Below are 16,707 nucleotides of genomic sequence, written 5' to 3' on the forward strand. Positions count from 1 at the left end.
AGCTCCGGCGCAAGCCGCCGATAAACCCTGCTCAGAACATCGGCTGGCCATCAATAACAACAACCTTCCACCGATTCGGATCAAGAAGCACAACGTTCCTGGAGGGATTGCATGAATAGCTGGTTTGCCAACATCAGCGTCAACCTGAAACTCGGCCTGGGCTTTGGCCTGGTGCTGTTGCTGACCGGCCTGCTGGCCCTGACCGGCTGGAATAGCCTGGGCAGCCTGATCGATCGCAGCAACTGGATGAGCGACATTACCCAGCTCAACAGTGACCTGACCAACCTGCGCATCACCCGCCTGCAGTACATGCTGACCAATGGCGACGACGCCGCGGCCGGCAACGTCCAGGTCAAGCTCAATGCCTTCAGCGAGCAGCAGCAAAAACTGCTCAAGAGCTTCAAGAGCCCGGAGAACATCAAGCTGCTCCAGGAGCTGGGCCAGACCATCAGCGAATACCAGGTGTCGATCAACAAGATGCGCGCCGGTTACAAGACCAGCCTGGCCGCACGCGACTCGATGAACCAGGCCGCAGCCCGCGCTATCGAACTGATCGAAGCGATCAACCGCGACGTGCTGGCCCTGCCCGAGGGTGACGCCAGCCGCCTGGAGCAGTTCCGCACCATCACCCAGGCCAAGGAGCAACTGCTGCTGGTTCGCCTGGCCGTGCGCAGCTACATCGCCGACATCAGCAGCGAGACCGAGCAACTGGCCCTGCGTCAGCTCGATACCGCCCTGGCCGAAATCGCCGGCCTGAACCGCCAGATGCCAGGCGAAGTGACGCGCATCAAGCAGTTTGAATCCGCAGTGATGGCCTACCGTGACGCTGTACGCCAGTTCCGCGACGCCACTGCCGATATCGCCGTAGCGCGTCAGGAAATGACCGTTCAAGGCGCCGATATCGTCAAGACCAGCGACGCCCTGTACCAGATCCAGCTGGACCGCCGCGACAGCGAGAGCACCCAGGCCCGCTCCCTGCAGCTGACGGCCACCTTGCTGGCACTGCTGGTCGGCGTCCTGGCTGCGGTAATCATCACCCGTCAGATCACTCGCCCGTTGCGTGAAACCCTGGCCGTGGTCGAGAAGATCGCCGCCGGCGACCTGACCCATAACATGCGCGTCACCCGCCGTGACGAACTGGGCGTGTTGCAGCAAGGCATCCAGCGCATGGGCTCGACCCTGCGTGACCTGATCACCGGCATCCGCGACGGCGTCACGCAGATCGCCAGCGCTGCCGAAGAACTCTCGGCTGTTACCGAAGAGACCAGCGCCGGGGTCAACAGCCAGAAAGTTGAAACCGACCAGGTCGCCACCGCCATGCACGAAATGGCCGCCACCGTGCAGGAAGTTGCGCGCAATGCCGAGCATGCTTCCGAGGCTGCCACCGAAGCTGATGGTCAGGCCCGTGCCGGTGACCAGGTTGTCGCCGAAGCGATCAGCCAGATCGAACGCCTGGCCGAAGAAGTGCACCGCTCCACCGAGGCCATGGGCCTGCTGCAACAGGAAAGCCAGAAGATCGGCAGCGTCATGGACGTGATCAAGTCGGTGGCCGAGCAAACCAACCTGCTGGCACTCAACGCTGCCATCGAAGCGGCCCGCGCCGGTGAAGCAGGGCGTGGTTTTGCCGTGGTCGCCGACGAAGTTCGCGGCCTGGCCCAGCGTACGCAGAAGTCCACCGAAGAGATCGAAGAGCTGGTCGCCGGCCTGCAGAGCGGTACCCAGCAGGTGGCCAATGTCATGCTTGGCAGCCGCAACCTGACCGACAGCAGCGTCGAGCTGACCCGCAAGGCCGGTGCTTCGCTGGAAAGCATCACGCGTACGGTGTCGAACATTCAGTCGATGAACCAGCAGATTGCGGCGGCGGCGGAGCAACAGAGCGCAGTGGCCGAACAGATCAGCCGCAGCATTCTCAATGTTCGCGATGTGTCCGAGCAGACCGCCGCGGCCAGTGACGAGACCGCGGCGTCGAGTGTTGAACTGGCGCGGCTGGGCAACCAGTTGCAGACCATGGTCAGCCACTTCCGCGTTTAAACGCATCGCGGGTCAAGCCCGCTCCTACAGGTTTGTAGGAGCGGGCTTGACCCGCGATCAACTCAACACCTATTTAACGATCTGCCCCACCCCCCGCCCACGCGGATCGGAAGCGGTTTCCAGCGCCGTGCCATTAACCCGGATCGCCTGGATGTCGCCCATCTCCCAACCCTGATCTTCCAGGGTGTAGCCCATCGTCTTCAGCTCTTCAGCAACCTTGCCGTTAAGCGGTGCAAAAGCATCGAAGTAAATCGTGTCCTTGGGCAGCAACTGGTGATGCACGCGCTGCGCAGCCACGGCTTTTTCCAGCGGCAGGTTGTAGTCATAGAGGTTGTTCAACACCTGGAAGATCGAGGTAAAAATCCGCGAACCACCGGGGGTACCCAGTACCAGGGTGACATTGCCATCGCGGGTCACCAGGCTCGGGCTCATCGACGACAGCATGCGCTTGCCCGGCTCGATCGCGTTGGCGTCGCCACCGACCACCCCAAAGGCGTTGGCCACGCCCGGCTTGGAGCTGAAGTCGTCCATTTCGTCGTTGAGCAAAAAGCCTGCGCCCTTGACCACCACACCGCTGCCGTAGTCCCAGTTCAGGGTGTAGGTGTTGCTGACCGCATTACCGTCCTTGTCGACGATGGAGAAGTGCGTGGTCTGGTGTGGTTCAAGGCCAGGGCGGACTTTCTCGGTGTCCGAGATGGCCGTCGGGTTGACCTCCTGGGCGCGCTTGGCGATGTAGTCCTTGGCGATCAGTTGCTCGACCGGCACCTTGGAGAACGCCGGGTCGCCAAGGTAGTCGGCGCGGTCGGCGAACACGCGTTTTTCGATCTCGGCCAGCAGGTGGATGTAGCGCGCCGAGTTCAGCTCGACGCCCTTGAAGTCGGCGGCGCGCGCTTCCTTGATGCCCAGCAGCTGGGCCAGGGCGATGCCGCCCGAACTTGGCAGCGGCGCGGTATAGACCGTGTTGCCGCGCCAGTCGATCTTCATTGGCTCGCGCCAGACGGCTTTGTAGTCCTTGAGGTCGTCCTTGCTGATCAGGCCCTTGTCGGCCTGCATCTGCGCCACCAGCAGGTCGGCGGTCTTGCCCTGGTAGAACTCGCTGACACCCTTGTCGGCAATGCGCTCCAGGGTTTGCGCCAGCTCCGGCTGCTTGAAAGTCTCGCCGACTTTCATGCTGCCGAAATAGTCGTTGAAGTTGGTGCTGTCCTTGAACAGGCCCAGGGCGTCTTCGCGGTACTGGTACTGTTTGGAGGCGACCTTGAAGCCGTTCTTGGCATAACCGACCGCCGGGGTCAGCAGTTCGGCCCACGGCAGCTTGCCGAATTTCTGATGCGCCTCCCACAGCCCCATCACCGTACCGGGCACGCCGGCAGCGCGGGAACCGACCAGGCTGAGGTTCTCGATGATCTCGCCCTTGTCGTCCAGGTACATGTTGCGGCTGGCGGCCTTCGGCGCGGTTTCGCGGTAGTCGAGGAAGTAGGCCTTGCCGTCGACATACAGGGTCATGAAACCACCACCACCGATGTTGCCCGCCTCGGGGTAGGTGACCGCCAGGGTGAAGGCGGTGGCCACGGCCGCATCCACCGCGTTGCCGCCTTTTTTCAGGATATCGGCGGCGACCTGTGCACCATATTGATCGGGTGCCGCAACTGCACCGCCCTCCAGGGTAACCGCGTAAGCCGCGTTACTGGCGAGGATCGCGGCGCCGAGGGCCAGGGATCGGAACATCACAACGCGCATGAGAGCTTCCTTAGTGTTGTTTTCGTTGAACAGCCATTAAGGCTGATGTCAGACGAGTTATCAAACACCGTAGGAGTTTTCGCCGCGCATAGGCAGAAGCTGTCGCAGATGGACGCTTCAGCAGGCGTAGATCGCCAGCTTGTTCTGAATGAAATCGAGAAAGCACTGGATGCGCAGCGCCAGCTGGGTGTTGCGGTAGTACACCGCATTGATCGGCTGGCGATAGCCGCTGTTGTGCTCAGCCAGGAGCACCTGCAGGCGCCCGCTGCGGATGTCTTCATGGGTCATGAAGTGCGACAGGCAGACGATGCCCTCACCGGCCAAGGCCAGTTCGCGCAGGGTTTCACCGCTGGAGGCCGACAGCGCCGGGCGGATCAGCAGGCGGTCGCCTTCGGCATGGCGCAGCGGCCAGTGGTTGAGGGTTTCGGTCTGGGTAAAGCCAAGCAGCGCGTGGCCTTGCAGGTCTTCAACCCGCTCGGGCGTGCCATGCCGGGCCAGGTACTCGGGGCTGGCCAGCAGGTTCAACGGGCTGCAACCGAGGGCGCGGGCATGCAGGCTGGAGTCGGCCAGCTCGCCGATGCGAATGGCGACGTCGGTGCTCTGCTCGATCAGGTCGATGATCAGGTCGCTGGTGTTGAGCTCCAGTTGGATCTGCGGGTACAGCGCGCGAAACTCACCGACCCAGGGCACGATGGCGTGGAGCATGAACGGCAGCGCGGCGTTGATGCGCAAGCGCCCGGACGGCGTCTGGTGGTGCACCGACAGGTGCTCTTCGAGCTCGTCCATCTGCTGCAGGATCGACTTGGCCCGCTCGAAGAAAAACCGCCCTTCTTCGGTCAGGTCCATGCGCCGGGTGGTGCGGTTGATCAGGGTGGTGCCGAGCTTGGTTTCCAGGCGCGACAGGGTGCGGCTGATCGCCGACGGCGTCTGCCCGCCCTGCTCGGCGGCCGCGGAAATCGAGCCGCACTCGATCACCGAGACGAACACCTGCAATTCATCGGACCTGGCTTTCACGGCTGTACCCCGGGGTTGGCAACAGCCGTGATAGATAGCCGCTTGGCGCGGCTTGCGCAAGGCTTCATCAGGCCTGGGTCTGGAAAACCTCGGCCAGGTGCTGCTCGTAGGCGGCCACAGCGGCCTCGACGTTGGGGCGCTTCATCACATCCACCGCAAGGTAAGTCGGCAGGCCGCTCATGCCGAGGAACTGGTTGGCCTTGTGGAACGGGAAGTACACCGCGTCCACGCCCTTGCCTTCGAAGAAGTCGGCCGGGTCGTCAAACGCCTGCTGCGGTGCGTTCCAGGTCAGCGACAGCATGTACTGTTTGCCCTGGATCAGGCCACCGCTGCCGTACTTTTGCGACGCATCGGAACGGGTACGGCCGTCGTTGGCGTAGAGGCTGCCATGGCCAGCAGTGAAGACTTCGTCCAGGTACTGCTTGACGGTCCAGGGGGCGCCCATCCACCAGCCGGGCATCTGATAGATGATGACGTCGGCCCAGAGAAATTTCTGCACTTCTTCGGCGTTGTCGTAGCCGCCATCGATGTAGGTGGTTTTCACATCGAACCCTGCGCGGTCCAGGAAGGCCAGCGCGGCTTCGTGCAGGGTTTCGTTCAGGCGGCCATCGGAGTGGGCGAACTTCTTGCCACCGTTGAGCAACAGGACTTTTTTCATGGGGTGCCTCATCTATGTTCGATCAGGGGCAAAGAAGCCTGTGACCGAGTGAATTTGATGGCGGCAGATTAGAGGCAGGCCTCGCGGGGAAACAGCCGTGCCGGGGCAAAATACATTTGCCTAAAAAGCACGAATCAAACGCTTATTGTTGCCATAGAATCGTTTCACTTCTTCCATTCAGAGGCATCTCCATGAGCGAGCAGTACGGTTTCATCCTCAAAGCCAAGACCCGACCGCAAATGTCCGAAGCCTTCGAAACGCTGTTTCGCGCCTACGTCGAACCCAGCCGCCAGGAGCCGGGCTGCATCGAATACCACATGCTGCGCGACCAGCAGGACCCAAGCCTGTTTGTGTTCTACGAGATCTGGGCCAGCAAGGCCGCACTGGATGTGCACTCGGCCCTGCCGCACATGGCGGCGTTCTTCGAAAAACGCATGGACTACCTGGAGCGCGACTTCGATATCCAGCTGATCGAAATGCTCAGCCCCTCCTCGGCTAGCCGTTGAGCAACAGGTGCGTGCCAAGCAGCGCCAGGCCGATAAAGAAGCAGCGCTTGAACAGCACCGCGCTGATGCGCTGACGCAGCCACTGGCCGCCGAGCATGCCCAGCAGCGCCGGCGCCAGCACCAGCATTGACGCGCCCAGGGCCTGGGCGCCGAGCGCATCCTGGCCGGCCAGGCCGATTGCCAGGGCCACGGTCGAGACGCTGAATGACAGGCCCAGGGCCTGGACCATTTCCTCGCGACTCAGGCCCAGGCTTTGCAGATAAGGCACTGCGGGAATCACAAAGACTCCGGTGGCCGCCGTGATCACCCCGGTGATCAGCCCGCAAAACGGCCCGATCCAGGACTCATGCGCAGGCGCAAGCCTCATCCCGCGGCCGAGCAGGCCGTACAACGCATACACCAGCAACGCCCCTCCCAAGGCATGTGCCGCCCAGGCGCCACTGTTGATGCCCAGCCAGGCGCTACCGAGCAAGGTGCCGATAAAGATCAGCGCCAGCATCGGCCACAGCCGTTTCAGCAAGGCGCGCAGGTGCCCGCCAAAGGCCAGTTGCCAGAGGTTGGTCAGGGTCGAAGGCACAATCAGCAAGGCCGCTGCCTGCGCCGGAGACATAGCCATGCCGAGCAGGCCCATGGCGATGGTCGGCAGGCCAAGGCCGATCACACCCTTGACCGCACCGGCCAGTACGAAGGTGACAATGACCAGCAGCGACAGCGCTGGACCGATATCCTGATAGAAGCCAAAGAAGGTAGTCATGGCACTATCCTGCACCCTGCCACCCAGGCTGAAAATCTGCCATATACTCAGTCAGACTATTGACCAGGAAGAGGCTGATGCATTTCGACCTGATTGACCTGCGCCTGTTCCAGCACACCCTGGAGTGCGGCAACATCACCGCCGGCGCCCAGCGCAGCCACCTGTCGCTGCCCGCCGCCAGCGCGCGCATCCGCGCCATGGAAAGTTCGCTGGGTACGCCGCTGCTTGAACGCAACCGTCGCGGGGTGCAGGCCACGCCTGCCGGGCAGGCGCTGCTGCAGCATGCGCGGCTGATCGCCCAGCAGGTCGAGCGCCTGCAGTTCGACCTCGGGCAATACGCCCAGGGCCTGCAGGGCCAGGTGCGGCTGTTGTGCAATACCGCAGCGCTGACCGAATACCTGCCGGAATTGCTCGCCGGGTTTCTCCGGCAATACCCGGCCATCGATATCGACATCCACGAACTGCCGAGCCTGCGCATCGTCCAGGCCATCACCCAGGGCGTGGCCGATATCGGCATCATCTCCAGCGCGGTGGCCAGCGAACACCTGCAAACCCTGGCGTTTCGCGACGACCCGCTGATGCTGATCATGCCGCCCGCCCACCCGCTGGCCGTCAACCCCAACCTGCGCTTTGCCGACACCCTCGGCCACGGCTACGTTGGCCTGCAGGCCGACTGCGCCCTGGCCCTGCACCTTGAAGAACAAGCCCTGCATCTGGGCCGGCGCCTGCAGGTGCGGGTGCGCGCCGAAGGGTTTGACGGGGTGATCCGCATGGTCGCCCACGGCGCTGGCCTGGGCATCGTGCCGATGGCCGCGGTGCAGCGCTGGCAGGGGCTATTGCCGTTGCACAGCCTGGCGCTGAACGAGCCCTGGGCAAAACGCCAGCTGCGCCTGTGCAGCCGGGATTTTGCCAGCCTGCCCGGGCATGCCCAGGCTTTGATCGACTGCCTGAGTGCCAGCGCTATTGCTCCGGCAGGGGCAATCCACCGACAATCGCCCCCGCGGACCTAGCTGTTGCTGCACTGATCGCCAACCGAGTCGTAAAAGGGAGTTTCACCGTGCCGTCGATCTACCAGCTCAAACCCCGCTTCCAGGCGCTGTTGCGCCCGACGGTCGAGCGCCTGTACCAACGCGGCGTCACTGCCAACCAGGTAACCCTGAGCGCCGCCGTGGTTTCCGTTCTGCTCGGCCTGTTGCTGGCCTGGCTGCCACACCTCACCTGGCTGTTCGCCCTGGTGCCGGTATGGATGCTGCTGCGCATGGCCCTCAATGCCATCGACGGCATGCTCGCCCGCGAATTCGGCCAGCAATCGAAGCTCGGCGCCTACTACAACGAACTCTGCGACCTGGTCGCCGACAGCGCCCTGTACCTGCCCTTCGCGCTGCTGCCGGGGGTGTCGTCGGCGCTGGTGGTGATCGTCGTGCTGGCGGCGCTGATCAGCGAATACGCCGGGGTCATGGGCCCGTTGGTCGGCGCTGAACGCCGCTACGACGGCCCGATGGGCAAAAGCGACCGGGCCTTTGCCTTCGGCGTGCTCGGCGCCGGCGTTGCCAGCGGCCTGTTGCCGGCCAGCTGGCTCAACGGCGTGCTGCTGGTGATCTTGCTGCTCTCGCTCTATACCCTCTACAACCGGGTCAGCCGCGGTCTGGCGCAAACCCGCTGAAGCACTTTGTGCCAGATAAGGATATTTGCCATGCGCAACGCGCAATCGCTGCACTTCACCACCCACGACGGCGTCGAACTGCATTACCGCCACTGGCCCGCCGAGGTCGCTGACGACCAGCCACGGCGTGCCGTGGTGTTGTTCCACCGCGGCCACGAACACGGCGGGCGCATGGCCCATCTGGCCGATGAGCTGCAACTGCCCGACCACGACTTCTTCGCCTGGGACGCCCGTGGCCACGGCCAGTCGCCCGGCGCCCGTGGCGACAGCCCAAGCTTTGCCTGCAGCGTGCGCGACGTGCAGACTTTCATCGAGCACATCGCCCGCGAGCACGGCATCGCCGAAGAGGACATGGCGGTGCTGGCGCAAAGCGTCGGCGCCGTACTGATCGCCACCTGGGCCCACGACTACGCGCCCAAGGTACGCTGCCTGGTACTGGCCTCGCCGGCCTTCAAGGTCAAGCTCTACGTGCCTTTCGCCCGCCCGGGGCTGAAGCTGATGCGCGCCTGGCGCGGCAACTTCTTCGTCAACAGCTACGTCAAGCCGCGCCTGCTCAGCCACGACCCCGAGCGCATCGCCTCGTACGAAAGCGACCCGCTGATCAGCCGGCCGATTTCGGTGACCATGCTGCTTGGCCTGTATGAAGCCGCCGACCGCGTGGTGGCCGATGCCCAGGCGATTCAGGTGCCGACCCAGCTGTTGATTTCCGGCGCCGATTTCGTGGTCAAGCGCAAACCCCAGGAGCAGTTCTTCGAACGCCTGGGCAGCGTGCACAAAGAGAAACACATCCTCCCCGGATTCTTCCACGACACCCTTGGCGAGCGTGACCGCAGCCATGCCCTGGCGCGGATCCGGCGGTTTATCGAGCACTGCTTCAGCCTGGCGCCGCAGCGCCCTTCTCTGCTCGCTGCCGACCAACTGGGCGCCAGCTGCGCCGAAGCCGAAAGCCTGGCCGCGCCGCTGCTGCGCAACTCGCCGGCCGATCTTTACTGGCGCGCCACCCGCGCCGGCCTGCGGCTGGGCAAGGGTTTGTCGGACGGGGTCAAGCTGGGCTTTGACACCGGCTTCGACTCGGGCAGCACGCTGGACTACATCTACCGCAACCAGCCCACCGGCAAGGGCGCGATCGGGCGCATGATCGACCAGAACTACCTCAACGCCATCGGCTGGCGCGGCATCCGCCAGCGCAAACTGCATGTCGAAGAGCTGCTGCGCCTGGCCATCGAACGCCTGCGCGAACAGGGCAAGCCGGTGGATATCGTCGATATCGCTGCCGGCCATGGCCGCTACATCCTCGAAGCATTGCAGGGCCTGGAACGCAAGCCGGAGTCGATCCTGCTGCGCGACTACAGCGAGCTCAATGTCCAGCAGGGCAGCGCGCTGATCGCCGAAAAGGGCCTGGCCGACATTGCCCGCTTCGTCCAGGGTGATGCCTTCGATGCCCAGAGCCTGGCCAGCCTCGATCCACGCCCGACCCTGGCGGTGGTTTCGGGCCTGTATGAGCTGTTCGCCAGCAACCAGATGGTTGGCGACTCCCTGAGCGGCCTGGCCCAGGCGGTGGAGCCGGGTGGTTACCTGGTGTACACCGGCCAGCCCTGGCACCCGCAGCTGGAGATGATCGCCCGCGCCCTGACCAGCCACCGCGCCGGCCAGGCCTGGGTGATGCGCCGGCGCAGCCAGGTGGAAATGGACCAACTGATCGAGGCGGCCGGCTTTCGCAAGGTCTGCCAGCGTATTGATGAGTGGGGCATCTTCAGCGTCAGCCTGGCCCAGCGGGTCGTTTGATGAGCACGGCACGCGAGCCAGGCTTGATCAAGCGCGGGGTGCTCTGGCTGCTGTTGCTGGGGCCGTTGTTCTTTCTCAGCTACGGCCTGACCAACACCTACACCGCCGGGCGCAGCGACGTCGGCAGCCTGGTGTTCGCCTGGGAAGGCCATATCCCGCTGTGGCCCTGGACCATCATCCCCTACTGGTCGATCGACCTGCTTTACGGGCTGTCGTTCCTGTTGCCGCTAAGTCGCCTGGAGATGGACCGCCACGCCCTGCGCCTGCTCAGTGCGCAAGTCATCTGCATCCTCGGGTTTCTGCTCTGGCCGTTGCGTTTTACCGTCGAGCGGCCCGCGCTGGATGGCCTGTTCGGCTGGCTGTTCGATGTGCTGATGGGCTTTGACAAACCCTTCAACCAGGCGCCATCACTGCACATCGCCTTGCTGGTGATCATCTGGGCGATGTTTGCCCGGCATATCCACGCCAGGCTGCCGCGCTTGCTGGTGCATGGCTGGATGGCGTTGATCGGCGTGTCGGTGCTGACCACCTGGCAACACCACTTTATCGACCTGCCCAGCGGCGCGCTGGTGGGGGTGCTGTGTTGCTGGCTGTGGCCGGTTGCGGGTCAGCCGGTACTGCGCCCTATGCAACTTGCCCGTGATCCGCAGCGCTGGCGCCTGGCCTTGCGTTACTTCGCCGGCGCCGCCCTGCTGGGTGGTCTGGCGTTGTACCTTGCAGGCGTTGCCCTGTGGTTGTTGTGGCCGGCGGTGGCGCTGCTGGTGGTGGCACTCAACTACGCGCAACTGGGCGCCGAAGGTTTTCAGAAAGGCGCCGACGGCCAGCTGTCGTACGCCACGCGCTGGCTGCTGGCGCCCTACCTGATCGGCGCCTGGCTCAATTCGCGCTGGTGGACCCGGCGACATCCGCAAGCGGATGAAGTTTGCGACGGCGTGTACCTGGGGCGGATTCCGGGCAAGGGGCAAGCGGCGCAGTTCGCCGCCATCGTCGACCTGTGCGCCGAACTACCCGCCTCGGTTGCCCCGGGCCAGGCTTATCGTGCGCTGCCCAGCCTCGACCTGGTGGTGCCCACGGCCGAGCGCTGCCGGGAAGCGGCGGCGGCCATCGAACAGCTGCGTGCCCAGGGCCCGGTGCTGGTCTGTTGCGCGCTCGGTTATTCGCGAAGCGCCAGCGCCGTAGCCGCCTGGCTGGTGCTCAGCGGCCGTTGCGCCGATGCCGGGCAAGCGCAACAGCGCATCAGCCAGGCTCGCCCTGGGGTGGTCCTGCACCCGCAGCACCTGCGGGTAATCGAACGCCTGCAAACGGAGCCTTGCCTGTGAGCGATGAAATCCACCTGGCCGTGGTTGCCAGCCTGCTCAAGCGCGGCCGCCAGGTCGAGCGCCTGGCCGACGGCATCAGCCTGCTGGCGGTGCTGCTTGGCCTGGCGGCGCTGCTGATCGGCTCGCCTGCCCCGGGATACTGCGCAGTACTGAGCGGCCTGTTGTTGCTGGCAGGCTTGCTGCAAAAGTTCTTTGCCATGCGCGTCGCGCTGGACGCCGACCTGTTTGCGCACCTGGCCACGCGCAGCGATCAGCTTGGGCAACACACCCAGGCGCTGGACCAGTCGTTGTTCAGCCTGGGCCTGAAAGCCAACCCGGCCGATAACCGCGACTGGCAGGCACGCGGCCTGGCGACGCTGGGCCTGCTGCGCAAACAACTGCTGTGCTTTGCCGTACAGGCCGTGCTGGCGCTGGTCGGCATTTTGCTTTTGCCCTTGCTTCATTTCGCCGGATAAGGACCTTGCCCATGCTTGCTGCCCTCACCGCCTTTGCCATCACCTCGGTCGCCCGCCTGATCACCGGCGCCCGCGCCTTGTGGCTGGGCTGCACGCCGCAACCGGTGCAACGGCTGTACTACGCCAACCACAGCAGCCACGGCGACTTCGTGCTGATCTGGGCCTCGCTGCCCCAGCCGCTGCGCCAGCACACGCGGCCGGTGGCCGGTGCCGATTACTGGCAAAAACCCGGCATTCGTCAATTCCTGATCAAGCGGGTGTTCAATGGCGTGCTGATCGATCGCCAGCACAACGACGCCCAAAGCAATCCCCTGCAACCTATCCAGGATGCGCTGGCCCAGGGCGATTCGCTGATCTTCTTCCCCGAAGGCACGCGCAACCTCAGCGACGAACCGTTGCTGGCGTTCAAGAGCGGCCTGTTCCACCTGGCCAGCGCCCACCCGCAGGTCGAGGTGATCCCGGTGTGGATCGCCAACCTCAACCGGGTCATGCCCAAGGGCCGCGCCCTGCCGCTGCCCTTGCTGTGCACCCTGAGCTTTGGTGAGCCGCTGCACCTGCAAGCGGACGAAAGCAAGCACGCGTTTCTCGACCGGGCCCGCCAGGCCCTGTTGGCCCTGGCCCCGAAGGAATCCTGAGATGGACAACAACACTCTTTCGCTGTTCGCCGGCATCGGCGGCCTGCTGCTGCTCGCCAGCCTGATCGGCCGCCTGCTCAAATGGCGCGCCGGCCCCGCCCCCCACGCGGTAATCGACAACCTCAACGCGCGGATCAACGCCTGGTGGGTGATGGTCCTGGTCATCGGCCTGGCGTTTCTGTTCGGCAAGCTGGGCGTGATCCTGCTGTTCTATTGCGTGTCGTTTTACGCCTTGCGTGAATTCCTCACCCTGACACCCACCCGGCGCAGCGACTACCCGGCACTGGTCGCGGCCTTTTACGTCGCCCTGCCGGTGCAGTACCTGTTGATCGCCATGGACTGGTACGGGCTGTTCAGCATTTTCATCCCGGTCTACCTGTTCCTGCTGCTGCCGATTCTCGCCAGCTTCGGCGGCGACACCACGCGTTTTCTCGAGCGTGCCTCGAAGGTGCAGTGGGGCTTGATGATCGCGGTCTACTGCCTGTCTTCGGTACCGGCCTTGATGACCCTGGACATCCCCGGATACGAAGGCCGCAACCTGCTGATGATCGCCTGGCTGATCCTCGTGGTGCAGATCTCCGATGTGCTGCAGTACGTCTGCGGCAAGCTGTTCGGCAAGCACAAGGTGGCGCCGAAGCTGTCGCCGTCAAAGACCGTCGAAGGCCTGGTTGGCGGCGTGGCCCTGGCCACCCTGATTGGCGCCACCCTGTGCTGGATCACGCCGTTCAGCTTCTGGCAAGCGGCGCTGATGGCCTTGACCGTCAACCTCATGGGCTTTGCCGGCGGCCTGGTGATGTCGGCGATCAAGCGCGATCGCGGCGTCAAGGACTGGGGCCACATGATCGAAGGCCACGGCGGCATGCTCGACCGCATGGACTCGGTATGCTTCGCCGCGCCGGTGTTCTTCCACTTCGTGCGTTACTGGTGGGCGTAAGCGTTATACCAACAGATCGTAGGACAGCTTGCCGATCAGTATCAGCAGCAACACCAGGAACAGCGCGCGCACGAAGGGTACGCCCTTGCGCACTGCCAGCCAGGTGCCAGTCAGCGCGCCAAGGATGTTGAAGGCGGCCATGGGAATGGCGATCAGGTAGAGCACGTTGCCGGTGGGAATGAAGAACATCAGTGCGGCGACGTTGGTGGCGATGTTCACCAGTTTCGCCGACGCCGAGGCATGCAGGAAGTCGAAGGCGAAGCAGCGAATGAACAGGAAGATCAGAAAGCTGCCGGTGCCCGGTCCGAACAGGCCATCGTAAAAACCGATGGCGCCGCCGATGACGATCGCCAGCAATTTTTCGCGGGTGCCGATGCGCATCGGTTTGTGCAGGGCACCGAAGTCCTTTTTCCAGAAGGTGTAGATCGCCATCAGCACGATCAACACCAGTACCGCCGGGCGCATCAGCCCTTGCGGCACCAGCGATACCGTGGCGGCGCCGACGAAGGCCATGGCAAAGGCCGCACAGGCCGCCGGAACCACCAGCCCCCAGTCGATCACCACCTTGCGCACGAACGAGCGGGCGGCAAACGCCGTGCCGCAGGCCGAGGCAACCTTGTTGGTGCCCAGCAAGGCAGCCGGGGGCGATGCTGGCAGCACGTTGAACAGCGCCGGAATCTGGATCAACCCGCCACCACCGACTGCCGCATCGATCAGCCCGGCGGCAAAGGCAAACACGCAAAGCACAACGATATCGACCATGGGTTTCAGGCTCTGGCAGTCAAAGAAGGGCGCGCCAAGGTTAACCAACGGCCGGGTTTTGTGTTGCAATGCCATATTGCAAAAACTGCAACGAGGTAGTGCATGGCCCTGGATATGCTCGCGGAGCTGGAAGCCTTCGCAATGGTTGCCCGCAAGCGCAGCTTCGTCGCTGCGGCACGCGCTCTGGGGCGCTCGCCCAGTGCTGTAACCCGCGCTGTGCAGGCCCTTGAGGAAAACGCCGGGGCCAAGCTGTTCAACCGCTCGGCCAATGCCGTGAGCCTTACCGAGGCCGGCGAGCGCCTGCTGCCCTATGCCGACAAAATGCTTGATCTGCAACGTGAGGCCGATGAGGAGCTGGCCGGGCTCAGCGGCCTGGCCTCCGGCTGGGTGCGGTTCTGCGCCCCCGAATCACTGGCGCCGGTATTGCCTGGTCTGATTGCGCGATATGGCGAACGCTACCCGCAGGTGAACGTCGATGTGATCTTCAGCGACGAGCCGATCGACCCGGCCAAGAGCAAACTGGACTTCGCCATTCGTGGCGCCTTTGCCCAGGACAGCGAACTGATCGGTTATCCGCTGTGGCGCTACTCGCGCTCCTTGTATGCCAGCCCTGCCTACCTGCAAAAACACGGCATGCCCGCCTCAATCGAGGCGCTGGAAGCACACGCGCTGATCCTGCATACCGCGCCGCGGATCCTCAAGGAATGGCAGTTTCGCAGCGCCGACCAGGCCGTCAGCCTGCGGGTGCATCCGAGGTTTCGCTTCAGCTCCGGGATCGCGGTATTCCAGGCCGCCCTGGCCGGCGTCGGCATCGCCCGCCTGGCCGACTGGCTGGCCGAACCCGAAGTGCAGGCCGGGCGCTTGCAGCGGGTTTGTGCCGAGTACCGGCTGACCGCCAGCAACGGCGACAGCCCACAAATGCACGCGGTGTACCCGGCCGGCAGCTTGCCGCAGCGAGTCAAGGCGTTGCTGGAAGTGATCCGCGGTTTTGGTGACAGCCTCGAGCGCTAATCGAAGGTTTGCGCTCCCAGACAGCCAAAGGTCGAGACCAGACATCTGCCCGGCGCCGATCGCGCCTATGGTAATGGACCTTTGAGTCATCCTCTGGAGCCTGGAATGTCCGATTTCATCACCGTGCTGCGCGAGACCTGCCCTACCCCCGTGCTGGATGCGACCAAGTGGCAACGCATCGGCGGCGACCCGCACACCGTCAACCTCAACGCCTATGTGTCGGCCGATGGCAGCAAGATCATGGGCACCTGGATCTGTACGCCGGGCAAGTTCCAGGTCCATTACGAGAAGTGGGAGTATTGCCACTTCCTCGACGGCTACTGCGTGATCACCCCGGAAGGTGAGCAGCCGGTACATTTGAAGGCCGGTGACGTGTTCGTCATCGAACCTGGGATGAAAGGCACCTGGGAGGTGGTGGAGACGGTGCGCAAGTACTTCGTTTTTGCCTGACCGTTGGGGCCGCCTTGGCAGCCCATCGCTGGCAAGGCCAGCCCCCACAGAATGATGTGTGCGCAGTACCTGTGGGAGCCAGCCTTGCTGGCGATGCTCTTTTACTCGGGCTTGCGATAGCCTTCGACAATCGCCGAGAAATCCTTGCCACCCTCGCCGCGCAAACTCATGGCCTGGTACAGCTGCTGGGCCACCGCGCCGAGAATCACCGGCTGGTGTGCCTGACGTGCGGCTTCTGTCGCCAGGCCCAGGTCCTTGAGCATCAGCTCGGCACCAAAGCCACCGGTATAGCCGCGCGATGCCGGGGCCGTGTCGATGATGCCCGGCCACGGGTTGTAGGTGTCCGAACTCCAGCAACGGCCGGTCGAGCTGTTGATGATCCCGGCCAGGACTTTGGTGTCGATCCCCAACGCGTTGCCCAACGCCATGGCTTCGGACACGCCGATCATCGAGATACCCAGTAGCAGGTTGTTGCAGATCTTGGCGATCTGCCCGGTGCCGACTTCGCCGCAGTGGACGATGTTGCGGCCCATCTGCGCCAGCACCGGCTGCAAGGTGGCGAACAGCGTGTCGCTGGCGCCGACCATGAAGGTCAGGGTGCCGGCTGCGGCACCGCCGGTACCACCGGACACCGGCGCATCGGCAAGGTCAACGCCCTGTTTGGCCGCTGCGGCCGCTACGTCACGGGCGGTCTGCGGGTCGATGGTGCTGCAGTCGACCACCGGGGTCCCGGCCTTTACCCCGGCCAGCACGCCATCTTCGTTGAGGTACACGCCGCGCACATGGGCGGCGGCCGGCAGCATGGTGATCACCAGTTCGCTCTGCTGCGCGGCATCGCGCGGCGAGCTGCTGATCTGCCCGCCGAGCTCGGCAAGCTCTGCCAGCACGGTCTTGTTCAGGTCGAACAGGTTCAGCTGATGCCCGGCCTTGATCAGGTTGCGGGCCATGGGCGCGCCCATGTTGCCAAGGCCGATGAATGCAATACGCATGATG

Annotated in this window: 17 protein-coding genes and 1 pseudogene; 12 read left to right on the forward strand and 6 right to left on the reverse strand. The window is 64.0% G+C overall.

What is annotated here, in order from left to right; genetic code table 11:
- Positions 1–246: 246 nt before the first annotated feature.
- Both JYG36_RS26905 and JYG36_RS26910 read left to right on the forward strand, forming a co-directional pair.
- Positions 247–1,128, forward strand: a pseudogene (locus JYG36_RS26905) (methyl-accepting chemotaxis protein); the annotation flags it as partial.
- 198 nt (positions 1,129–1,326) lie between these two features.
- A complete protein-coding gene (locus JYG36_RS26910; RefSeq protein WP_502937523.1) occupies positions 1,327–2,031 on the forward strand; it encodes a methyl-accepting chemotaxis protein in 705 nt (234 codons plus the stop codon).
- 69 nt (positions 2,032–2,100) lie between these two features.
- Here the strand turns inward: JYG36_RS26910 and ggt are convergent, their stop codons facing one another.
- The 3 genes from ggt to mdaB all read right to left on the reverse strand — a co-directional run bounded on the left by ggt (position 2,101) and on the right by mdaB (position 5,440).
- A complete protein-coding gene (ggt, locus tag JYG36_RS23925) occupies positions 2,101–3,768 on the reverse strand; it encodes a gamma-glutamyltransferase (protein ID WP_045195849.1) in 1,668 nt (555 codons plus the stop codon).
- A gap of 117 nt (positions 3,769–3,885) precedes the next feature.
- Positions 3,886–4,782 (reverse strand): LysR family transcriptional regulator, encoded by an 897-nt coding sequence (locus tag JYG36_RS23930; RefSeq protein WP_045195847.1) that lies wholly within the window; start codon positions 4,780–4,782, stop codon positions 3,886–3,888.
- 67 nt (positions 4,783–4,849) lie between these two features.
- Entirely contained in the window at positions 4,850–5,440 is a 591-nt protein-coding gene (gene mdaB / locus JYG36_RS23935) for an NADPH:quinone oxidoreductase MdaB (protein ID WP_045195845.1), read from the reverse strand.
- A gap of 191 nt (positions 5,441–5,631) precedes the next feature.
- On the opposite strand from mdaB, the gene JYG36_RS23940 reads away from it, so the two are divergent.
- Positions 5,632–5,946 carry a putative quinol monooxygenase gene (locus JYG36_RS23940; RefSeq protein WP_093387814.1) on the forward strand — a complete coding sequence of 105 codons (315 nt, stop codon included), beginning with the start codon at positions 5,632–5,634 and terminating at the stop codon, positions 5,944–5,946.
- Here JYG36_RS23940 and JYG36_RS23945 read toward each other — a convergent pair.
- Positions 5,936–6,700, reverse strand: coding sequence for a sulfite exporter TauE/SafE family protein (locus tag JYG36_RS23945; RefSeq protein ID WP_213602509.1), 765 nt, complete (start codon positions 6,698–6,700; stop codon positions 5,936–5,938). The genes JYG36_RS23940 and JYG36_RS23945 overlap by 11 nt on opposite strands.
- Positions 6,701–6,777: 77 nt before the next feature.
- Between JYG36_RS23945 and JYG36_RS23950 the strand changes: the two genes are divergently transcribed.
- Genes JYG36_RS23950 through JYG36_RS23980 form a run of 7 tightly spaced genes read left to right on the forward strand, consistent with a single transcriptional unit; the run spans position 6,778 to position 13,491 of the window.
- Positions 6,778–7,710: a LysR family transcriptional regulator gene (locus tag JYG36_RS23950; protein ID WP_213602511.1), complete on the forward strand. Its 933-nt coding sequence runs from the start codon at positions 6,778–6,780 to the stop codon at positions 7,708–7,710.
- 47 nt (positions 7,711–7,757) lie between these two features.
- Positions 7,758–8,363 carry a CDP-alcohol phosphatidyltransferase family protein gene (locus tag JYG36_RS23955; protein ID WP_045195837.1) on the forward strand — a complete coding sequence of 202 codons (606 nt, stop codon included), beginning with the start codon at positions 7,758–7,760 and terminating at the stop codon, positions 8,361–8,363.
- Between the two features lie 30 nt (positions 8,364–8,393).
- Positions 8,394–10,148 (forward strand): bifunctional alpha/beta hydrolase/class I SAM-dependent methyltransferase, encoded by a 1,755-nt coding sequence (locus tag JYG36_RS23960; RefSeq protein WP_213602513.1) that lies wholly within the window; start codon positions 8,394–8,396, stop codon positions 10,146–10,148.
- Entirely contained in the window at positions 10,148–11,467 is a 1,320-nt protein-coding gene (locus JYG36_RS23965) for a phosphatase PAP2/dual specificity phosphatase family protein (protein ID WP_213602515.1), read from the forward strand. The genes JYG36_RS23960 and JYG36_RS23965 overlap by 1 nt, the downstream gene beginning before the upstream one ends.
- A complete protein-coding gene (locus JYG36_RS23970; protein WP_093387797.1) occupies positions 11,464–11,922 on the forward strand; it encodes a hypothetical protein in 459 nt (152 codons plus the stop codon). The genes JYG36_RS23965 and JYG36_RS23970 overlap by 4 nt, the downstream gene beginning before the upstream one ends.
- A gap of 11 nt (positions 11,923–11,933) precedes the next feature.
- Positions 11,934–12,557 carry a lysophospholipid acyltransferase family protein gene (locus JYG36_RS23975; RefSeq protein ID WP_093387795.1) on the forward strand — a complete coding sequence of 208 codons (624 nt, stop codon included), beginning with the start codon at positions 11,934–11,936 and terminating at the stop codon, positions 12,555–12,557.
- A 1-nt stretch (position 12,558) separates the two neighbouring features.
- Positions 12,559–13,491, forward strand: a complete 933-nt coding sequence (locus tag JYG36_RS23980; RefSeq protein WP_213602517.1) for a phosphatidate cytidylyltransferase — start codon at positions 12,559–12,561, stop codon at positions 13,489–13,491.
- Between the two features lie 3 nt (positions 13,492–13,494).
- On the opposite strand, the gene JYG36_RS23985 is transcribed toward JYG36_RS23980, so the two are convergent.
- Positions 13,495–14,253, reverse strand: a complete 759-nt coding sequence (locus JYG36_RS23985; protein ID WP_045196566.1) for a sulfite exporter TauE/SafE family protein — start codon at positions 14,251–14,253, stop codon at positions 13,495–13,497.
- A gap of 102 nt (positions 14,254–14,355) precedes the next feature.
- Here JYG36_RS23985 and JYG36_RS23990 point away from each other — a divergent pair, with 102 nt between their 5' ends.
- Together JYG36_RS23990 and JYG36_RS23995 are read left to right on the forward strand one after the other, a co-directional pair.
- The gene (locus tag JYG36_RS23990) at positions 14,356–15,264 is read left to right on the forward strand and encodes a LysR family transcriptional regulator (protein WP_213602519.1); all 909 of its coding nucleotides are present in this window, start codon (positions 14,356–14,358) and stop codon (positions 15,262–15,264) included.
- Positions 15,265–15,369: 105 nt separating this feature from the next.
- The gene (locus tag JYG36_RS23995) at positions 15,370–15,714 is read left to right on the forward strand and encodes a cupin domain-containing protein (RefSeq protein ID WP_045195824.1); all 345 of its coding nucleotides are present in this window, start codon (positions 15,370–15,372) and stop codon (positions 15,712–15,714) included.
- A gap of 101 nt (positions 15,715–15,815) precedes the next feature.
- On the opposite strand, the gene mmsB is transcribed toward JYG36_RS23995, so the two are convergent.
- Positions 15,816–16,703: a 3-hydroxyisobutyrate dehydrogenase gene (gene mmsB / locus JYG36_RS24000; protein ID WP_045195822.1), complete on the reverse strand. Its 888-nt coding sequence runs from the start codon at positions 16,701–16,703 to the stop codon at positions 15,816–15,818.
- Positions 16,704–16,707: the final 4 nt, after the last annotated feature.

Source organism: Pseudomonas sp. SORT22, assembly GCF_018417635.1.
Lineage (GTDB): Bacteria > Pseudomonadota > Gammaproteobacteria > Pseudomonadales > Pseudomonadaceae > Aquipseudomonas.

Excerpts from the sequence above, each read along its gene's own strand:
- JYG36_RS26910 (WP_502937523.1), top strand. The coding sequence starts at position 1,327 with ATGGCCGCCACCGTGCAGGAAGTTGCGCGCAATGCCGAGCATGCTTCC.
- JYG36_RS23995 (WP_045195824.1), top strand. The coding sequence starts at position 15,370 with ATGTCCGATTTCATCACCGTGCTGCGCGAGACCTGCCCTACCCCCGTG.
- JYG36_RS23965 (WP_213602515.1), top strand. The coding sequence starts at position 10,148 with ATGAGCACGGCACGCGAGCCAGGCTTGATCAAGCGCGGGGTGCTCTGG.
- JYG36_RS23940 (WP_093387814.1), top strand. The coding sequence starts at position 5,632 with ATGAGCGAGCAGTACGGTTTCATCCTCAAAGCCAAGACCCGACCGCAA.
- JYG36_RS23985 (WP_045196566.1), bottom strand. The coding sequence starts at position 14,253 with ATGGTCGATATCGTTGTGCTTTGCGTGTTTGCCTTTGCCGCCGGGCTG.
- JYG36_RS23990 (WP_213602519.1), top strand. The coding sequence starts at position 14,356 with ATGGCCCTGGATATGCTCGCGGAGCTGGAAGCCTTCGCAATGGTTGCC.
- JYG36_RS23960 (WP_213602513.1), top strand. The coding sequence starts at position 8,394 with ATGCGCAACGCGCAATCGCTGCACTTCACCACCCACGACGGCGTCGAA.
- JYG36_RS23975 (WP_093387795.1), top strand. The coding sequence starts at position 11,934 with ATGCTTGCTGCCCTCACCGCCTTTGCCATCACCTCGGTCGCCCGCCTG.
- ggt (WP_045195849.1), bottom strand. The coding sequence starts at position 3,768 with ATGCGCGTTGTGATGTTCCGATCCCTGGCCCTCGGCGCCGCGATCCTC.
- mdaB (WP_045195845.1), bottom strand. The coding sequence starts at position 5,440 with ATGAAAAAAGTCCTGTTGCTCAACGGTGGCAAGAAGTTCGCCCACTCC.
- JYG36_RS23980 (WP_213602517.1), top strand. The coding sequence starts at position 12,559 with ATGGACAACAACACTCTTTCGCTGTTCGCCGGCATCGGCGGCCTGCTG.
- JYG36_RS23945 (WP_213602509.1), bottom strand. The coding sequence starts at position 6,700 with ATGACTACCTTCTTTGGCTTCTATCAGGATATCGGTCCAGCGCTGTCG.
- JYG36_RS23950 (WP_213602511.1), top strand. The coding sequence starts at position 6,778 with ATGCATTTCGACCTGATTGACCTGCGCCTGTTCCAGCACACCCTGGAG.
- mmsB (WP_045195822.1), bottom strand. The coding sequence starts at position 16,703 with ATGCGTATTGCATTCATCGGCCTTGGCAACATGGGCGCGCCCATGGCC.